Source organism: Halobellus sp. MBLA0158 (assembly GCF_041477585.1).
Lineage (GTDB): Archaea > Halobacteriota > Halobacteria > Halobacteriales > Haloferacaceae > Haloquadratum > Haloquadratum rubicundus.
The window spans coordinates 1,082,659-1,097,935 of sequence record NZ_JBGNYA010000001.1 but is presented as its reverse complement, the minus strand read 5'-3'; the positions used below and the strand labels follow the sequence as shown (position 1 = coordinate 1,097,935).

At 67.6% G+C, this 15,277-nt stretch carries 13 protein-coding genes; 6 read left to right on the top strand and 7 right to left on the bottom strand.

The features are described from left to right. Positions 1 to 21: 21 nt before the first annotated feature. From rad50 to OS889_RS05670, 4 genes are all read right to left on the bottom strand, one after another. Positions 22 to 2,721 carry a DNA double-strand break repair ATPase Rad50 gene (gene rad50 / locus OS889_RS05680; protein ID WP_372388080.1) on the bottom strand — a complete coding sequence of 900 codons (2,700 nt, stop codon included), beginning with the start codon at positions 2,719 to 2,721 and terminating at the stop codon, positions 22 to 24. Beyond that, entirely contained in the window at positions 2,722 to 3,996 is a 1,275-nt protein-coding gene (gene mre11 / locus OS889_RS05675) for a DNA double-strand break repair protein Mre11 (protein ID WP_372388078.1), read from the bottom strand. Further along, positions 3,993 to 4,457: a DUF7966 family protein gene (locus OS889_RS16810; RefSeq protein ID WP_504923073.1), complete on the bottom strand. Its 465-nt coding sequence runs from the start codon at positions 4,455 to 4,457 to the stop codon at positions 3,993 to 3,995. The genes mre11 and OS889_RS16810 overlap by 4 nt, the downstream gene beginning before the upstream one ends. Before the next feature lie 95 nt (positions 4,458 to 4,552). Further along, positions 4,553 to 4,816 (bottom strand): MarR family transcriptional regulator, encoded by a 264-nt coding sequence (locus OS889_RS05670; protein WP_372388076.1) that lies wholly within the window; start codon positions 4,814 to 4,816, stop codon positions 4,553 to 4,555. Positions 4,817 to 5,023: 207 nt separating this feature from the next. On the opposite strand from OS889_RS05670, the gene OS889_RS05665 reads away from it, so the two are divergent. The 3 genes from OS889_RS05665 to pan1 all read left to right on the top strand — a co-directional run bounded on the left by OS889_RS05665 (position 5,024) and on the right by pan1 (position 8,605). After that, a complete protein-coding gene (locus OS889_RS05665) occupies positions 5,024 to 6,385 on the top strand; it encodes an FAD-dependent oxidoreductase (RefSeq protein ID WP_372388074.1) in 1,362 nt (453 codons plus the stop codon). Beyond that, positions 6,378 to 7,307 (top strand): alpha/beta fold hydrolase, encoded by a 930-nt coding sequence (locus OS889_RS05660; RefSeq protein WP_372388072.1) that lies wholly within the window; start codon positions 6,378 to 6,380, stop codon positions 7,305 to 7,307. Before OS889_RS05665 ends, OS889_RS05660 begins: the two co-directional genes overlap by 8 nt. A gap of 80 nt (positions 7,308 to 7,387) precedes the next feature. Further along, a complete protein-coding gene (pan1, locus tag OS889_RS05655) occupies positions 7,388 to 8,605 on the top strand; it encodes a proteasome-activating nucleotidase Pan1 (RefSeq protein WP_372388069.1) in 1,218 nt (405 codons plus the stop codon). Between the two features lie 7 nt (positions 8,606 to 8,612). Here the strand turns inward: pan1 and OS889_RS05650 are convergent, their stop codons facing one another. From OS889_RS05650 to OS889_RS05640, 3 genes are all read right to left on the bottom strand, one after another. Then, the gene (locus tag OS889_RS05650) at positions 8,613 to 9,152 is read right to left on the bottom strand and encodes a DUF7346 family protein (protein WP_372388067.1); all 540 of its coding nucleotides are present in this window, start codon (positions 9,150 to 9,152) and stop codon (positions 8,613 to 8,615) included. Between the two features lie 25 nt (positions 9,153 to 9,177). Next, on the bottom strand, positions 9,178 to 9,570 hold the full coding sequence (locus OS889_RS05645; RefSeq protein WP_372388065.1) for a DUF7322 domain-containing protein: 393 nt from the start codon (positions 9,568 to 9,570) through the stop codon (positions 9,178 to 9,180). 73 nt (positions 9,571 to 9,643) lie between these two features. Then, the gene (locus tag OS889_RS05640; protein ID WP_372388063.1) at positions 9,644 to 9,832 is read right to left on the bottom strand and encodes a DUF7331 family protein; all 189 of its coding nucleotides are present in this window, start codon (positions 9,830 to 9,832) and stop codon (positions 9,644 to 9,646) included. A 114-nt stretch (positions 9,833 to 9,946) separates the two neighbouring features. On the opposite strand from OS889_RS05640, the gene OS889_RS05635 reads away from it, so the two are divergent. The 3 genes from OS889_RS05635 to sufB all read left to right on the top strand — a co-directional run bounded on the left by OS889_RS05635 (position 9,947) and on the right by sufB (position 15,276). Beyond that, complete coding sequence (locus OS889_RS05635) at positions 9,947 to 12,694, top strand: DNA-directed DNA polymerase (RefSeq protein ID WP_372388062.1); 2,748 nt, start codon at positions 9,947 to 9,949, stop codon at positions 12,692 to 12,694. Positions 12,695 to 12,863: 169 nt separating this feature from the next. Continuing rightward, entirely contained in the window at positions 12,864 to 13,787 is a 924-nt protein-coding gene (locus OS889_RS05630) for an ABC transporter ATP-binding protein (RefSeq protein ID WP_372388060.1), read from the top strand. A gap of 58 nt (positions 13,788 to 13,845) precedes the next feature. Next, positions 13,846 to 15,276 carry a Fe-S cluster assembly protein SufB gene (gene sufB, locus OS889_RS05625; protein WP_372388058.1) on the top strand — a complete coding sequence of 477 codons (1,431 nt, stop codon included), beginning with the start codon at positions 13,846 to 13,848 and terminating at the stop codon, positions 15,274 to 15,276. Position 15,277 lies beyond the last annotated feature (1 nt).

The following is a 15,277-nucleotide window of genomic DNA, read 5'->3' as shown; positions in this document are numbered from 1 at the left end:
GGAACCGTCCGGCCGACGCCCTCAGTCGTCGGACTCGGCGGCCACCGCCGCGAGCGACGCGTCGTCGACGCGGTCGACGGACGAGCGGTTGCTCGTGGGGTCCTTCTCGACGGTGACGAGGTCGTCGGCGGCCGCGACGAGCTCGTCGTCGTGGCTCACGATCAGGATCTGCTTCACCCCGAGGCTGCGCATCTCCTCGACGAGGTCGACCAGCCGCGAGACGTGCCCCGAGTCGAGGAAGACCGTCGGCTCGTCGAGGATCAGCGGCGGCATCGGCGCCGCGCCCTCGATGCCCTCGGCGAGCAGGCGGTAGATCGCACACCGGAGCGAGAGATTGAACAGCGCTCGCTCACCGCCGGAGAGCTGTTCGGGCTCCAGCGCCGTCCCGTCCTTCTGGAAGACCGTGAGGTCGTACTCGTCGTCGAGGCGGATCCGCGAGTAGGCGTCGTTGCCGTAGACGAGGTCGAACGTCTCGTTGAGCATCCGTTCGAGGGTCTCGACGTTCCGCTTCCGCAGCTCGGCGCGGAGGTCGCTGTAGGTCGATTCGAGCGTCGACACCTCCTCGTGGAGCGACTCCAAGTCGGCGACGCGCTCGCGGACCCGCTCGCGGTCCTCGCGCAGGGATTCGAGCTGGGAGAGCTCGCCCTTCACGCTCCCGATGTCGTTCTGGAGTTCGTCGCGCCGCTCGCGGAGTTCCTCGAGCTTCACCTCGACGTTCTCCAGGTAGGTCTCGGCCTCCTCCTTGTTCTCTCTCGCCGTCTCGACGCGCGACTCGTCGACGGCCTCGGCGAGCTCGTCGCGGCGCTCGCGCTTTTCCTGGAGGTACTCCCGGCGCTCGTCGTTCCGGTCCGCGATCGTCTCGCGGCGCTCGCGGCGCGTTTCGATCTCGGATTCCAGCTCCGCGATCTGCTCCCGGAGCGTCTCGACGCGGTCGAGTCGCTCGCGGGCGGCCTCGACGCCGTCGAGCTGCTCCTCCAGGTCCGCGACTCGCTCGGCGGCGTCCGCGGCCGCCTCCGCCTGCGACTCGGCGGCCTCGCGCTTCTCTTCGGCCTGCGACTCGAACTCCGCGGCGTCTTCGCGCAGGGACGCGGCCTCCTCGCGGCGCTCTTCGGCCGTCGACTCAGCGTCGGCGACGCTGTCTTCGAGCAGCGAGCGCTTCTCCCGGAGGTTCCCCAGTCGCGTCCCCGCCTCGACGAGCGCCTCGGCGGTCTCCAGCCGCGATTCGAGCTCGTCGCGCCGCTCGCGGAGGTCGTCGAGGTCGGCCTCTAACTCCTCGATCCGCGCCTCGTACTCGCCGATGGCGTCGACGTGGGGTGATCCCTCGACCGGCTGGCCGCACTCGGGGCACTTGCCCTCCTCGCGCAGGGCCGTCGCCTCGTCGAGGCGCTCGCGGAAGGATTCTATCTCCGCGCGCGCGTCGGCGACCTCGTCGCGCACCTCCCGGAGGTCGGCCTGCACCGACTCACGGTGCTCGGCCGCGTCGCCCGGTTCCACCGGCGCATTCTCGAACCGCTCGCGGATCGATTCGATCTCGTCGTCGACGTCGGCGCGCTCCTCTCGCCACGCTTCGGCGCGCTCCTCCGCGTCCGCGGCGCTCGAATCGGCCTCCGCGGCGCGCTCGCGGGACTCTTCGGCCCGCGATTCGAACTCGTCGGCGCGTTCGCGCAGTTTCTCGGCCTGGTTCGACAGCATCGTCTCGCGCTGGCGGGCCTCCTGGAGGTCCTCGCGGACCTCCTCTTCGGCCGAGTCGAGCTCCTCGCGACGCGCTTCGAGGGCGTCGTCGTCGACGGCCGCGGGGCCGCTCGCGTCGAGATCGGTCGCGTCGACGGCCGATTCGAGCGTCGCTTCGAGGTCGTCGATCCGCTCGCGACGCTCGACGACGGCCTCGCGGAGCTCCTCGCGCGTCGACTCGTCCTCGCGGATCGTCTCTTCTAACTCCCTGATGTCGGCCTCGACGTCGTCGATCTTCGCCTTCGTCTCCTCGTAGGAGTCGAGGACGTCTTCGGCCTCCGCGAGCGTCTCCTCCGCGCGGGCCTCGTTCTCCTCAAAGCGCTCGATCTCGTCGTCCACCTCGCCGAGTTCGGTTTCGAGCTCGTTCAGCCGCTCGTGGAGCCCGGCGTCTTCCTTCTCCTCAATCTGGGAGTCGAGCTTCGAGAGCGCGCCGCGCTTTTCGGAGAGGACGTCCTCGACGCCGAGCCGCGCCTGGCCGGCGCGCTCGCGGTACTCCTCCAGTTTCCCGAGTTGGAGGAGGTCGTCGATGGTGTCCTGGCGCTGTGCGGGCGTGGCGTTGATGAGCTTGTTCACCTCGCCCTGACGGACGTACGCGCAGTTGACGAACGCCTCGGCGTCCATCCGGAGGAGGTCCGTAACGAACGCCCGGACGTCTGTGGCGCCGTCGATCTCGACGTCCGGCCCCGAGAGCGTACACGACGCGGTCTGCATCCGCTCGCCCGAACGGCGAAGCCGCCGTTCGACCCGGTAGGACGCGCCCTCGTGGACGAACGACAGTGTCACCGCGGCCTCGTCCTCGCCGGTCGTCACGACGTCGTCGAGGGTCTCGTCGAGCGCGCGGGCGCCGTAGAGCGCGAAGAAGCACGCCTCAAGCAGGGAGGACTTGCCGCTGCCGTTCAGGCCGTGGATGACCGTGACGCCGTCCCGGAGGTCGAGGTCGGCGTCGGCGTAGGGCTTGAAGTTCTGTAAGGAGATGTGCTCGAAGCGCATCTAGAAGTCCTCCATCGTGACCTGGGTGTCGGCCGGCGTCGGTTCGTCGGTGTCCCCGTCGTCGGGACTCTCGGCCTCATCCGCGGCCGCTTCGTCGCCGTCGCGCTCGGCGGGCGCGAACGCCTCGCTCCCCTCGTCGAGGAGGTCCGCCACCCGCGACTCCACGGCCTCGCGGACGTTCGAGTCCGCGACCGCGTCCGCGCGGATGGTCTCCTCGACGTCGAGGGCGGCCGGCGAGAGACCCAGGTCGCGGACGCGCTCGTCGACGGCGGCGTCGGGGTCGGCGAAGGAGACGTCGATCGAGGCCTCGATTTCCCCCTCGCGGCGGTCGGTGACGCGGGCGACGAGCGCGCCCCGGTCGGCCAGCGACTCCTCGATCGAGGCGGGCGTCACCGGGTCGCCCTCGCCGGTCACCTCGACGACGACGACCGCGTCCTCGACGTCGCGCTGGCGGAGCTGCTCGTGGACGCGGTCGCTCCTCTCCCCCTCGCGCAGTTCGACGCTGACGAAGACGAAGGGGCGCGTATCGAGCGTCCGACGGCGGATGTCGACCGCGGCGCTCGCGCCGTCTGCGGTCTCGGAATCGGCCGCCTCGGCGCCGTCGGTGTCGTCCGCGCCGAACGTCACGAGGTTGTACCCGCGCGCTTCCTCCTCGGCGGCGCTCGTGCGCTCGGTCGATCCGCAGTAGGTGACCCACGTGCCGTCGACGATCTCGGTGCCCGGCGCGTGGTTGTCGCCCAGGAGGACCGCGTCGAAGTCGACGTTCGAGCGGTCGAGGACGGTCTGGGTCTCCCAGTTGGCGTGCGCGAAGGGGGTGAACAGGCCGTGGCTCACGAGGGCGGCGCGGGCGGCCTCGTGGGACTCGAAGTCGTAGTCGAGGTCCTCGCGCCGGGACTCGGGGACGTGATCGAGGCCGTAGAAGGCCGTGTCGCCGACGGTCCGCGGCTCGGCGCCGAGGCGCTCGGCGAGGTCGAGGCTCTCGAAGAGGTCGAGCCACTGGCCGCCGCGCGTCGCCTCGTGGTTGCCGACGACCGCGAGGAACGGGACGCCCGCGTCGCGGAGGCGACGCAGCACGCGGATCGTCCCCAGCAGGTCCCGCAGCTCCGGCCGGCGGTCGTGGAACAGGTCGCCGGCGTGGACCACGGCGTCGACGTCGCCCGCGACGGCGTCGTCGATCACCTGCTCGAACGCGTCGAGGAAGTCCCGCCGGCGCTCGGGGGAGTGGTACTGCTGGTACCCCAGGTGGGTGTCGCCGGTGTGGATCACCCGTGTCATCTGGGCGGACGTTGACCGCTGTGGCCTAAAACGGTTCCGCGAGCGGGGCGGAAGTGGTCGCGGTCGGGATTCGCGTCGGCGTCAGCGGCGGCGTCGCCAGCACCGGTTCCGTCGGAGGAGCCGACCATCGCGGCGCGGAGTCGGCAGAGGATCCGCCGAGCCCGCCGACCGCGACGCGCCAGATCGCTGGCGCCGCGCGATTCGGCCGCCCCGACGGCTGCATCGAGTCGCCGGAGCCGACCGCCCGCGACGTACGACGCCGCCTCGCGGGCGCAATCGACGGCCGCTTCGGCGTCGGCGACGACGCTCTCGGGGTCCGAAACGGACGTCTCGGAGGCGGAGCCGTCAGCGAGCGCGCGGAGCGACCGGCGGACGGTTCGGGCGGGTGGAGGAGAAGCATAGGTGGGGTCGAGAGTGGGATCAGGAGCAGACGCGGACGTGGCCGGCGAACGGTGAGTCACGCCGTGGCTGGCGCGGGATCACGTATGAAGCTTCGCGTCGTCGAGAGTCCGAGCGAGAGCGGAACGGACCGGGCGGTGGACGTGTCCCCGACGGATCAGATCTCCAGCGTGTAGAGCCGCTTTCGCGCGTCGGTGAACGAAAAGCGCGAGTCGACGACGTCGGCGTCCTCCAGCCGGGTGAGGGCGTAGCGGACGGTCCGCGGCGGCAGGAGCGTCTCCTCGGCGAGCTGCGTCTGCGTCAGCGTGTCGTTGTAGTCCAGTACCTTCGCGACCAGTTTCGCGCTCGGCGGCATCTCGCGGACCGGTTCCCAGCGGTCGGTCGACTCCTCTTCGGGGGCGAGTACCTCTGTCGTGCTCATTCGTGTTCACCACTCCGGGATGTAGAGTAATAATATTTACTGTATAAATATATTACTGAATTGCATATACTGACGGCAATCCATAAGGTCGCGCCCCCGACAGTTTCGAACACGAACGGGGGCACACTCGATGTTCGGAACACAGCGCAGAGCGGGCGGGGCGTACGGGAGAACGGACCTGGGAGACGGACCCGTCGGGGGGCGGCGATGACGCTCGACGACGTCGCGCGCTACGACGCCGACCGCGTGACCGAGCGGGACGGACACGCCGTCGTCGTGGGCGCGAGTATGGCCGGCCTCCTGGCGGGGCGCGTCCTGGCGGACGCCTTCGAGTCGGTGACGGTCTTAGATCGGGACCCGCTGCCCGACGAGCGGGTCGCGCGGCGGGGCGTCCCGCAGGCGAACCACGTCCACGCGCTCTTGGAGCCCGGCCGGGTGATGCTCGAAGACCTCTTCCCCGGCTACGGCGACGACCTGCTCGCGGAGGGCGGCGTCATAATGGACGCCTCGAAGAAGCTCGATCTCTACCAGCAGGGCGACTTCCTCGCGGAGTCGCCGCACGAACTGCCGTTCTACTGCGCGAGCCGGCCGCTCTTCGAACTGCTCGTGCGGCGGCGGATGCGTGAGCGCGACGACGTCACGCTCCGGGGCGAGTGCCACGTCACGGGCTACCGCTCCGACGGCGAGGCGTCGACCGTCACCGGCGTCACGCTCGTCGACGCGGCCGACGAAAAGGACGCCCTGGCCGCCGACCTCGTGGTCGACGCGACCGGCCGGACCTCGCGGACGCCGACGTGGCTCGAACGGAACGGCTACCCGACGCCGGAGACCGAAGACGTCGGCGTCGACCTCGCGTACAGCACGGTCGCCGTCGAGCGGCCGGCGGACGACGACCGCGGGTATCTGGTCGTCCCCTCGCCGCCGACGACCCGCGGCGGGACAGCCGTGCCCGTAGAGGACGAGCGGTGGATCGTGACGGTGTTCGGCCGGCACGGCGACCACCCGCCGACCGACCCCGAGGGCTTCCGGGAGTTCGCGGCGTCGCTGCCGACGGCGGAGATCCGCGAGCTCCTGGACGAACACGAGTGGGACGGCGAGGAGATCCACCAGTACCCGTTCCCCGCCAGCAAGCGCCGGTACTACGAGGACCTCGATCGGTTCCCCGACGGGCTCTTGGTCACCGGCGACGCGGTCGCGAGCTTCAATCCGATCTACGGCCAGGGGATGTCGGTGGCCGCGCTCGACGCGCTCCAGCTACACCACGCGCTCGCGAACGGGCGGTCGGACCTCCAGTCGCGCTTCTTCGACCGCGTCGCCGATACCGTCAACGTCGTCTGGCGGATGACCGTCGGCGCCGACTTCGAGTACGCCGAGACCGAGGGCGAGAAGCCGCCCGGCACGGACCTCCTCAACCGCTACCTCTCGTGGGTCGTCGACGCCGCGCACACGGACGGTCACGTCTCGGAGGCGTTCACGCGCGTCCTGCGGCTGGAGACGACGCCGATCTCGCTGATGCGCCCGAGCGTCGTTGGCCGGGTCGCCGGCGCGAAGGTGAGGGAGTATGTCTGAGACCGACGGCGCGATCACGCGGGGCCGCGGCACCGACTCGCGGGAGGTGGCGCCGGAGGCCCTCCCGCCGTCGGCGACGTTCGAGCGCGTCGAGACCAACGGGATCGAACTGCACGCGCTCGTCGCCGGCGACGACGACGCGCCGCCGGTCTTCCTGTTCCACGGCTTCCCGGAGTTCTGGTACGGCTGGCGCGCGCAGATCGAGCCCCTCGTCGACGCCGGCTACCGCGTGATCGCGCCGGACCAGCGCGGCTACAACCGCAGCGACAAGCCGGGGGCGATCGCCGCGTACGCGATCGACGAACTGGCCGCGGACGCGGTCGGACTGCTCGACGCCTTCGGGTACGACCGCGCCCGGATCGTCGGCCACGACTGGGGCGCCGCGGTCGTCTGGCAGACCCTGCTTCGGTACCCCGAGCGGGTCGACCGGGCCGTCACGATGAACGTCCCGCACCCCGCGGTCTTCCAGGAGTTCCTCCCCGGCCGGCCGAGCCAGCTGCTGAAGAGCTGGTACATCTTCTTCTTCCAGCTGCCGCGCGTGCCCGAGTGGGCCTGGCGCGTCGACGACTGGCGGGGGCTGCGGTGGTTCGTCGACACCTCGACCAGCCCCGAGACCTTCGGCGAGCGGGCACTCGATCGGTACAAACGCGCGTGGTCCCGGCCGGGCGCCTTCACCGGAATGGTGAACTGGTACCGGGCGCTCGTCCGCGAGGACGCCCCCGAGCCGCCGACCTGGACTGTCGAGCCGGAGACGATGCTGATCTGGGGACTGGAGGACCCGTACCTCCATCCCGAGATGGCCGAAGCCAGCGCCGAGAGGTGTGCGAACGGGCGGTTCGAGCCGATTTCGGACGCGACCCACTGGGTGCAACACGAGGCCGACGAGCGGGTGAACGATCTGCTCTGTGAGTTCCTGGAGTGAGCCGCGAGGGCGCCCTCGGACGGTGTGAAAGGGCTTCTCTCACCCGAAGTCTCTTATGAAGCCGTGACCTACGGAGGATGATGACTGATACTGTGGACGACGTCGAACTCCCCTACGACGAGGAGGCGGCGTCGCAGCAGGAGAAGATCCAGGCGCTCAGAGAGCGGCTGGACGTCCTCGAGTCCCAGAACGAGGAGATGCGGGACAAACTGCTGGACGCGAACGCGGAGAACAACAAGTACCAGCAGAAGCTCGAACGGCTCACCCACGAGAACAAGAAGCTCAAGCAGTCGCCGCTGTTCGTCGCGACGGTCCAGGAGATCACCGAGGACGGCGTCGTGATCAAGCAGCACGGCAACAATCAGGAGGCCCTCACCGAGGTCACAGACGAGATGCGCGAGGACCTCGAACCCGACGCGCGCGTCGCGGTCAACAACTCCCTCTCGGTGGTCAAGCGCCTCGACAACGAGACCGACGTCCGCGCCCGCGTGATGCAGGTCGACCACAGCCCCGAGGTCACCTACGGCGACATCGGCGGCCTCGAAGAGCAGATGCAGGAGGTACGCGAGACCGTCGAGATGCCGCTCGAATCGCCGGAGATGTTCGAGCAGGTCGGCATCCAGCCGCCCTCCGGCGTGCTCCTCTATGGCCCGCCGGGCACGGGCAAGACGATGCTCGCGAAGGCCGTCGCGAACCAGACGGACGCGACGTTCATCAAGATGGCCGGCTCCGAGCTCGTCCACAAATTCATCGGCGAGGGCGCGAAGCTCGTCCGGGACCTCTTCGAGGTCGCCCGCGAGAACGAGCCCGCCGTCCTCTTCATCGACGAGATCGACGCGATCGCCTCCAAGCGGACGGACTCGAAGACGTCTGGGGACGCCGAGGTCCAGCGCACGATGATGCAACTGCTCTCGGAGATGGACGGCTTCGACGAGCGGGGCGACATCCGCATCATCGCCGCGACGAACCGCTTCGATATGCTGGACGAGGCGATCCTCCGGCCGGGGCGCTTCGACCGCCTCATCGAGGTCCCCAAGCCCGAGCAGGAGGGCCGGGAGATCATCTTCCAGATCCACACCCGCGACATGAACGTCGCCGACGACGTCGACTTCGAGCAGCTGGCCGAGCTGGCCGACGACGCCTCCGGGGCCGACATCAAGGCGATCTGCACCGAGGCGGGGATGTTCGCCATCCGCGACGACAGGACCGAGATCCGGATGGGCGACTTCGTCGAGGCCTGGGAGAAGATCCAGGCCGACGCGAGCGCCGACGGCGAGGCGAGCCGCGCGTTCGCCTGATCGGCACTCAGTTTTCGTTCTCGTTTCCGTTTCTGTTTCCGCTTTCGTCCCCGTCTGCGTTCTCGCGTCCGTCTCCGTTTACCGCGCTGTCCTCGTCGCTTCCGGTACGCTCGTCGTCTTCGCTCCCCCCGCGGAGCGACGCGACGGCGCGGCGAGTCGTCTCGGTCGCGTCGTAGCCGCGCTCGCCGTGGACGGTCGTCTCCGCGACGAGCCCCGCGGCGCGGAACTCCGAGAGGAGGCCGTGTAGGTCCGACTCGCAGAGGTCGTAGCCGCCGAGCAGTTCGACGACGGGGAGCGGCCCGCGGTCCGCGAGCTCGACGAGCAGGCCGAGCGAGCGGTCGTCGTGGGCGGCGGAAACGACGCGTCGGACCGGCTCGGAGACGGCCGCCGCGGCGACCGAAAGCGGCGCCTCGCCGTCCTCGAAGGAGAGTTCGGCGTTCGGGAGGTACCGCTCTTCTCCCGTGTTCGGATCGCGGACCCGACTCGACTCCGCGGAGCGCTTCACGAGGAGGTAACGGTCGCCCGACGCGTCGCGGACGGTCTGCATACGTCGGAGGAGTCGCGGCGGGCGCTTATCCGTTATGCTCACTCGGCTCCGAATCTGCGTCTTCTGCTTCCTCCGACTCCTCGGCGGCGACGTGGTCCTGATACGTCCGATAGAGATCGTAGGTCCGGTAGAGGGCGAACAGCCCGACGGCGACGGCGCCGCCGCCCCAGACGGCCTGCCCGCGGAAGCCGACGAGCATCAGCCCGATGCTCACGCCCGCGAGGGCGACGTTGGCGTAGATCACCGTCACCCAGAAGAACTTCGCGAGGTCGCTGTCGACCTCGGTGCCGGCGTCCTCGGCATCCTCGCCGGGGAGGTCGATCCCGGGGACCGAGACGAGGTCGTCTTCAGGGCTGCCCCACCGGGCCTCGGGATCGGGTTCGTCCGGCTCGTCGGGCCACTCGTCGGAGTCCAGCACGGTGCCTCTACCGAGGCCCGGCAGTCGCAAAAGCGGTTCGCTCCAGGGGTGAAGAACCGAAGAAGACGTCCGCTCAGCAGTGGTCTGTGAGCGTCACCGTTCGGGCCGCTTCGACCCACGCGAGCGGGTTCTGCGGATCGTAGAACACGATTCCCTCGTCGACCTCGTAGGACTCGACGCCGTCGAGTCCGCGAGCCTCACCCAACCGCGCCGGCGCGGCTGGCGACCGATCCGTCCGCTCGGAGTCTGCAGGGTCGACCATCTCGGTCTTTGGTATGGTGTACCATACTAAATGTCTTGCGCCCAAATTCTCGGAGGCGATAGCGGGCTGGGCGCAATGCCGAAGCTTTTACTCGGGACTCACGAACGGAGTGCTATGAAACAGGCAGGGCTCACTGACGACTGGAGCGGCGGCGACGAGGCCGCCGACGAGGGTGCCCGGCCCGACGCGGAGGCGGTCGCGGTCGCCGGCAACGGCACACAGCACGTCTCGGAGGTCGTCGACAGCGAGGAGATCCGCTTTCCCGACGCCGACGGGACGGTCGAGCTGATGGTGACCCAGGTGAACTACTCCATCGAGGGGAGCGGCCGCCGCGAGTATCCCGTCCTGCACGTGTTCGGCCGGACGGCGGCGGGGGACCGCGAGCACGTCCGCGTCCTGGGGTTCGAGCCGTACTTCTTCGCGCCGACGGAGAACCTCGACGACGACAAACTCGATAAGGACGTGATCACCCGGACCGACGAGGGCTACGAGAGCATCCGCGGCGAGGACCTGACGAAGATCTGCACGCAGACCCCGCGGGACGTCGGGGAGATCCGCGACGAGTTCGAACACTACGAGGCGGACATCCTCTTTCCGAACCGCCTCCTGATCGACAAGGACGTAAAGAGCGGGATCCGGGTGCCCGCGCGGCGGCTGGAAGGGGACGACGACGCGCCCGGCGGCTCCGACGACGCCGCGAACCCTCCGATCCAGATCCCCCACGACGAGATCGAGGCCGTCGACGTCGACGCCGACCTCCGGGTGAACACCTTCGACATCGAGGTCGACGACCGCTCGGGCTTCCCCGAGGAGGGCGAAGAGCCGATCGTCTGTCTCACCTCTCACGACTCCCGCCGCGACGAGTACGTCGCGTGGCTCTACGACGCCCCCGAGGCCGGCGAGGGCGTGGGCTCGCCCGAGGATCTGAAGACCTATGAGCCGCTCCGCGACGACACCGAGATCCAGGTGCGGACGTTCGCCGAGGAGGACGCGATGCTCGACGCGTTCGTCTCCTACATCGAGGAGACGGACCCGGACGTGCTGACGGGCTGGAACTTCGAGGACTTCGACATGCCCTATCTCCTCGATCGGATGGAGATCCTCGATCCGACCTCGGAGCGCGACCTCGATCCCGAACGGTTCTCCCGGATCGACGAGGTCTGGCGCAGCGGCTGGGGCGGCCCGAACGTGAAGGGCCGGGTCGTCTTCGACCTGCTGTACGCGTACAAGCGCACGCAGTTCACCGAACTGGAGTCCTACCGCCTGGACGCCGTCGGCGAGCTCGAACTCGACGTCGGCAAGGAGCGCTACCCGGGCGACATCGGCGACCTCTGGGAGCAGGACCCCGAGCGCCTCTTGGAGTACAACGTCCGGGACGTGGAGCTCTGCGTCGAGATCGACCGCAAACAGGACGTCGTCGCCTTCTGGGACGAGGTGCGGACGTTCGTCGGCTGCAAGCTGGAAGACGCCCCCACGCCGGGCGACACCGTCGACATCTACATCCTCCACGAGGCCCACGGCCGCTTCGCGCTCCCCTCGAAGGGCCAGGCCGACGCCGAGGAGTACGAGGGCGGCGCGGTCTTCGATCCGATCACCGGCGTCAAGGAGAACGTCACCGTGCTGGACCTGAAGTCCCTCTACCCGATGTGTATGGTGACGATCAACGCATCGCCGGAGACCAAGGTGGACCCCGAGACGTACGACGGCGAGACCTTCCAAGCCCCCAACGGGACGCACTTCCGCCGCGAGCCCGACGGCATCATCCGCGAGATGATCGACGACCTCCTCGCAGAGCGCGAGGAGAAGAAGTCGCTCCGGAACGACCACGACCCCGACACGTCCGCCTACGAGCAGTACGATCGTCAGCAGGCGGCTGTCAAGGTCATTATGAATTCGCTCTACGGCGTCCTGGGCTGGGATCGATTTAGGCTATACGACAAGGAGATGGGCGCCGCCGTCACTGCGACGGGGCGCGACGTCATCGAGCACACCGCCTCGGCGGCGAACGACCTCGGCAAAAGTGTCATCTACGGAGACACCGACTCCGTGATGTTGGAGCTCGGCGGCGACGTCAGTAAAAAAGAAGCCATCGAGCAGTCCTTCGAGCTGGAGGAGTACATCAACGGCTCCTACGACGAGTTCGCCCGCGAGGAACTCGACGCAGAAGAGCACCGCTTCCAGATCGAGTTCGAGAAGCTCTACCGGCGATTCTTCCAGGCGGGGAAAAAGAAGCGCTACGCGGGCCACATCGTCTGGAAGGAGGGGAAGGACGTCGACGACATCGACATCACGGGCTTCGAGTATAAGCGCTCGGACATCGCGCCGATCACGAAGGAGGTCCAAAAGCGCGTCATCGAGATGATCGTCTACGGGACGGCGAACGAGGAGATCGCCGACTACCTCAACGGCGTCATCGAGGACTTCGAGACCGGCGAGATCCCCGTCGAGAAGATCGGGATCCCGGGCGGGATCGGCAAGCGGCTGGACGCCTACGACACCGCGACCGCGCAGGTCCGGGGCGCGAAGTACGCCAACGAGTTCCTGGGAACGAACTTCGGGCGGGGATCGAAGCCGAAGCGGCTCTACCTCCGGAAGGTCCACCCCTCGTGGTTCCGGCGGATGGAAGAAGAGGAGGGCTACGACCCCCAGCGCGACGCGCTCTACGGGGAGTTCAAGCGCGACCCCGACGTGATCTGCGTCGAGTACGACGACCAGCTCCCCGAGGCCTTCGAGGTCGACTGGGACAAGATGCTGGAGAAGACGCTGAAGGGACCGATATCGCGGATTATCGAGGCGCTGGGGATGTCGTGGGACGAGGTGAAGTCCGGGCAGGAACAGACCGGGCTCGGCAGTTTCGTCTGAGCGGCGCCGGACCGTCGGTTCGTCGCCACCCGCGCGGCGCGTCACGGAACCGGGCCGGGGTTTTCGCAAAACGCAAATAAATTTTATCGACAGTAAAGTTCCGAATGGCGAATGCGTAACCATTATGAGCGCCACAGCCCACTTCTGAGACACGAGGCAACGAAACACGATGGCTACACTCGAAATCAAGAACCTCCACGCGAACGTGGCGGAGGAAGGCGGCGAACAGATTCTTCGCGGCGTCGACCTGGAGGTCAACTCCGGGGAGATCCACGCCCTGATGGGACCGAACGGGTCCGGGAAGTCGACGACGGCGAAAGTGATCGCCGGCCACCCGGCCTACGAGGTGACCGAGGGCGAGATCCTGCTCCACCTCGACGAAGACGACTTCGATCAGGACCTCGAGATCCCCGAGGACAAACGCACCTGGAATCTACTCGATCTAGAGCCGAACGAGCGCGCGGCGCTCGGTATCTTCCTCGGCTTCCAGTACCCCGCGGAGATCGAAGGCGTCACGATGACGAACTTCCTCCGGACGGCGCTCAACGCCAAGCTCGAAGAGCGCGAGGAGCTCTTCGAAGAGGAGGACGAAGACGAGGCCGAGGCGGACGACGAAGACGAAGAGGCGGGCTACGAGACCTCGCCGATGGAGGGCCCCGCCGACGAGGGCGAGATCGGCGTCGCCGAGTTCCAGCAGCTCCTCAAGGAGAAGATGGAGGTGCTGGACATGGACGAGAAGTTCATGCAGCGCTACCTCAACGCCGGCTTCTCCGGCGGCGAGAAGAAGCAGAACGAGGTCCTGCAGGCGGCCATCCTCGAGCCCGCGATCGCCGTCCTCGACGAGATCGACTCCGGGCTGGACATCGACCGCCTCCAGGACGTCTCGAAGGGCATCAACGCCCTCCGCGACGAGCAGGGCACCGGCATTCTGCAGATCACCCACTACCAGCGGATTCTCGAGTACGTCGAGCCCGATCACGTCCACATTATGCTGGACGGCAAGGTCGTCAAGAGCGGCGACGCCGAACTGGCCGAGCAGCTCGAAGACCACGGCTACGACTGGGTCCGCGAGGAAGTCTACGAGACCGCGTAACTATGTTCAGTTACGCACAGGCTCATAAGAAAGGAACCGTAAACACACACTACACACAATGAGTTCCGAACAAGATCACCTCAAAGAGACGGACACCGAGGCCCGCTTCGACTTCAAGAAGGAGGAGTCCTCGGCGTTCCAGACCGAGAAGGGCCTGACCGAGGAGACGGTCCGCGTCATCTCCGAAGACAAGGACGAGCCCGAGTGGATGCTGCAGCGGCGCCTCCGCGCGCTTGAGCAGTTCCAGGAGATGCCGATGCCCACCGACTGGCCCGGTCAGCCTGACCTCTCGGAAGTGGACGTCGCGGAGATCGTCCCATACATCCGCCCCGACGTCGACGTCCGCGCGGGCGTCGACGACTGGACGGAGCTCCCCGACGAGATCAAGGACACCTTCGACAAGCTCGGTATCCCGGAAGCCGAGAAGAACGCGCTCTCCGGCGTCGGCGCTCAGTACGAGTCCGAGGTCGTCTACCAGAATATGCAGGAGCGCTGGGAGGAGAAGGGCGTCATCTTCATGAATATGGACAAGGCGGTGCAGGAGCACCCCGAGATCGTCAAGGAGCACTTCATGACGAAGTGCGTTCCCCCGTCGGACAACAAGTTTGCGGCGCTCCACGGCGCGGTCTGGTCCGGCGGCTCGTTCGTGTACGTCCCCGAGGACGTCACCGTCGAGATGCCCGTCCAGGCGTACTTCCGGATGAACTCCGAGGGGATGGGCCAGTTCGAGCACACCCTCATCGTCGCCGAGGACGGCGCGGAGGTCCACTACATCGAGGGCTGTTCGGCCCCGAAGTACTCCGCGTTCAATCTGCACTCCGGCGGCGTCGAGGTCTTCGTCGGCGAGGACGCCCACGTCCAGTACTCGACCGTCCAGAACTGGTCGAAGAACACCTACAACCTCAACACCAAGCGCGCCATCGTCGAGAAGAACGGCCGGATGGAGTGGATCTCCGGCTCGATGGGCTCGAAGGCGACGATGCTGTACCCCTCGACCGTCCTGAAGGGCCCGGGCGCCTCCGACAACCACATCACCATCGCCTTCGCGGGCGAGGGCCAGAACATCGACACCGGCGCGAAGGTCTACCACAACGCGCCGAACACGAAGTCGACCATCGAGTCGAAGTCGATCTCGAAGGACGGCGGCCGGACCAACTACCGAGGACTGGTCCACATCGCCGACGGCGCCTCGGACTCCTCGACCTCGGTCGAGTGCGACGCGCTGATGTTCGACAACGAGTCCACGTCGGACACGATGCCGTATATGGAGATCAACGAGTCGAAGGTCGACGTCGCCCACGAGGCCACAGTGGGGAAGATCGGCGACGAGGACGTGTTCTACCTCCAGTCGCGCGGCCTCGACGACGACGACGCCAAGCAGATGATCGTCTCGGGCTTCATCGAGCCCATTACCGAAGAGCTGCCGATCGAGTACGCGGTCGAACTCAACCGCCTCGTCGAACTCGAAATGGAGGGGAGCCTCGGATAGT

Bases quoted from the DNA above. Each gene is read 5' to 3' on its own strand.
- OS889_RS05665 (WP_372388074.1), top strand. From the start codon at position 5,024: ATGACGCTCGACGACGTCGCGCGCTACGACGCCGACCGCGTGACCGAG.
- OS889_RS05630 (WP_372388060.1), top strand. From the start codon at position 12,864: ATGGCTACACTCGAAATCAAGAACCTCCACGCGAACGTGGCGGAGGAA.
- sufB (WP_372388058.1), top strand. From the start codon at position 13,846: ATGAGTTCCGAACAAGATCACCTCAAAGAGACGGACACCGAGGCCCGC.
- OS889_RS05650 (WP_372388067.1), bottom strand. From the start codon at position 9,152: ATGCAGACCGTCCGCGACGCGTCGGGCGACCGTTACCTCCTCGTGAAG.
- rad50 (WP_372388080.1), bottom strand. From the start codon at position 2,721: ATGCGCTTCGAGCACATCTCCTTACAGAACTTCAAGCCCTACGCCGAC.
- OS889_RS05635 (WP_372388062.1), top strand. From the start codon at position 9,947: ATGAAACAGGCAGGGCTCACTGACGACTGGAGCGGCGGCGACGAGGCC.
- OS889_RS05640 (WP_372388063.1), bottom strand. From the start codon at position 9,832: ATGGTCGACCCTGCAGACTCCGAGCGGACGGATCGGTCGCCAGCCGCG.
- pan1 (WP_372388069.1), top strand. From the start codon at position 7,388: ATGACTGATACTGTGGACGACGTCGAACTCCCCTACGACGAGGAGGCG.
- OS889_RS05660 (WP_372388072.1), top strand. From the start codon at position 6,378: ATGTCTGAGACCGACGGCGCGATCACGCGGGGCCGCGGCACCGACTCG.
- mre11 (WP_372388078.1), bottom strand. From the start codon at position 3,996: ATGACACGGGTGATCCACACCGGCGACACCCACCTGGGGTACCAGCAG.
- OS889_RS05670 (WP_372388076.1), bottom strand. From the start codon at position 4,816: ATGAGCACGACAGAGGTACTCGCCCCCGAAGAGGAGTCGACCGACCGC.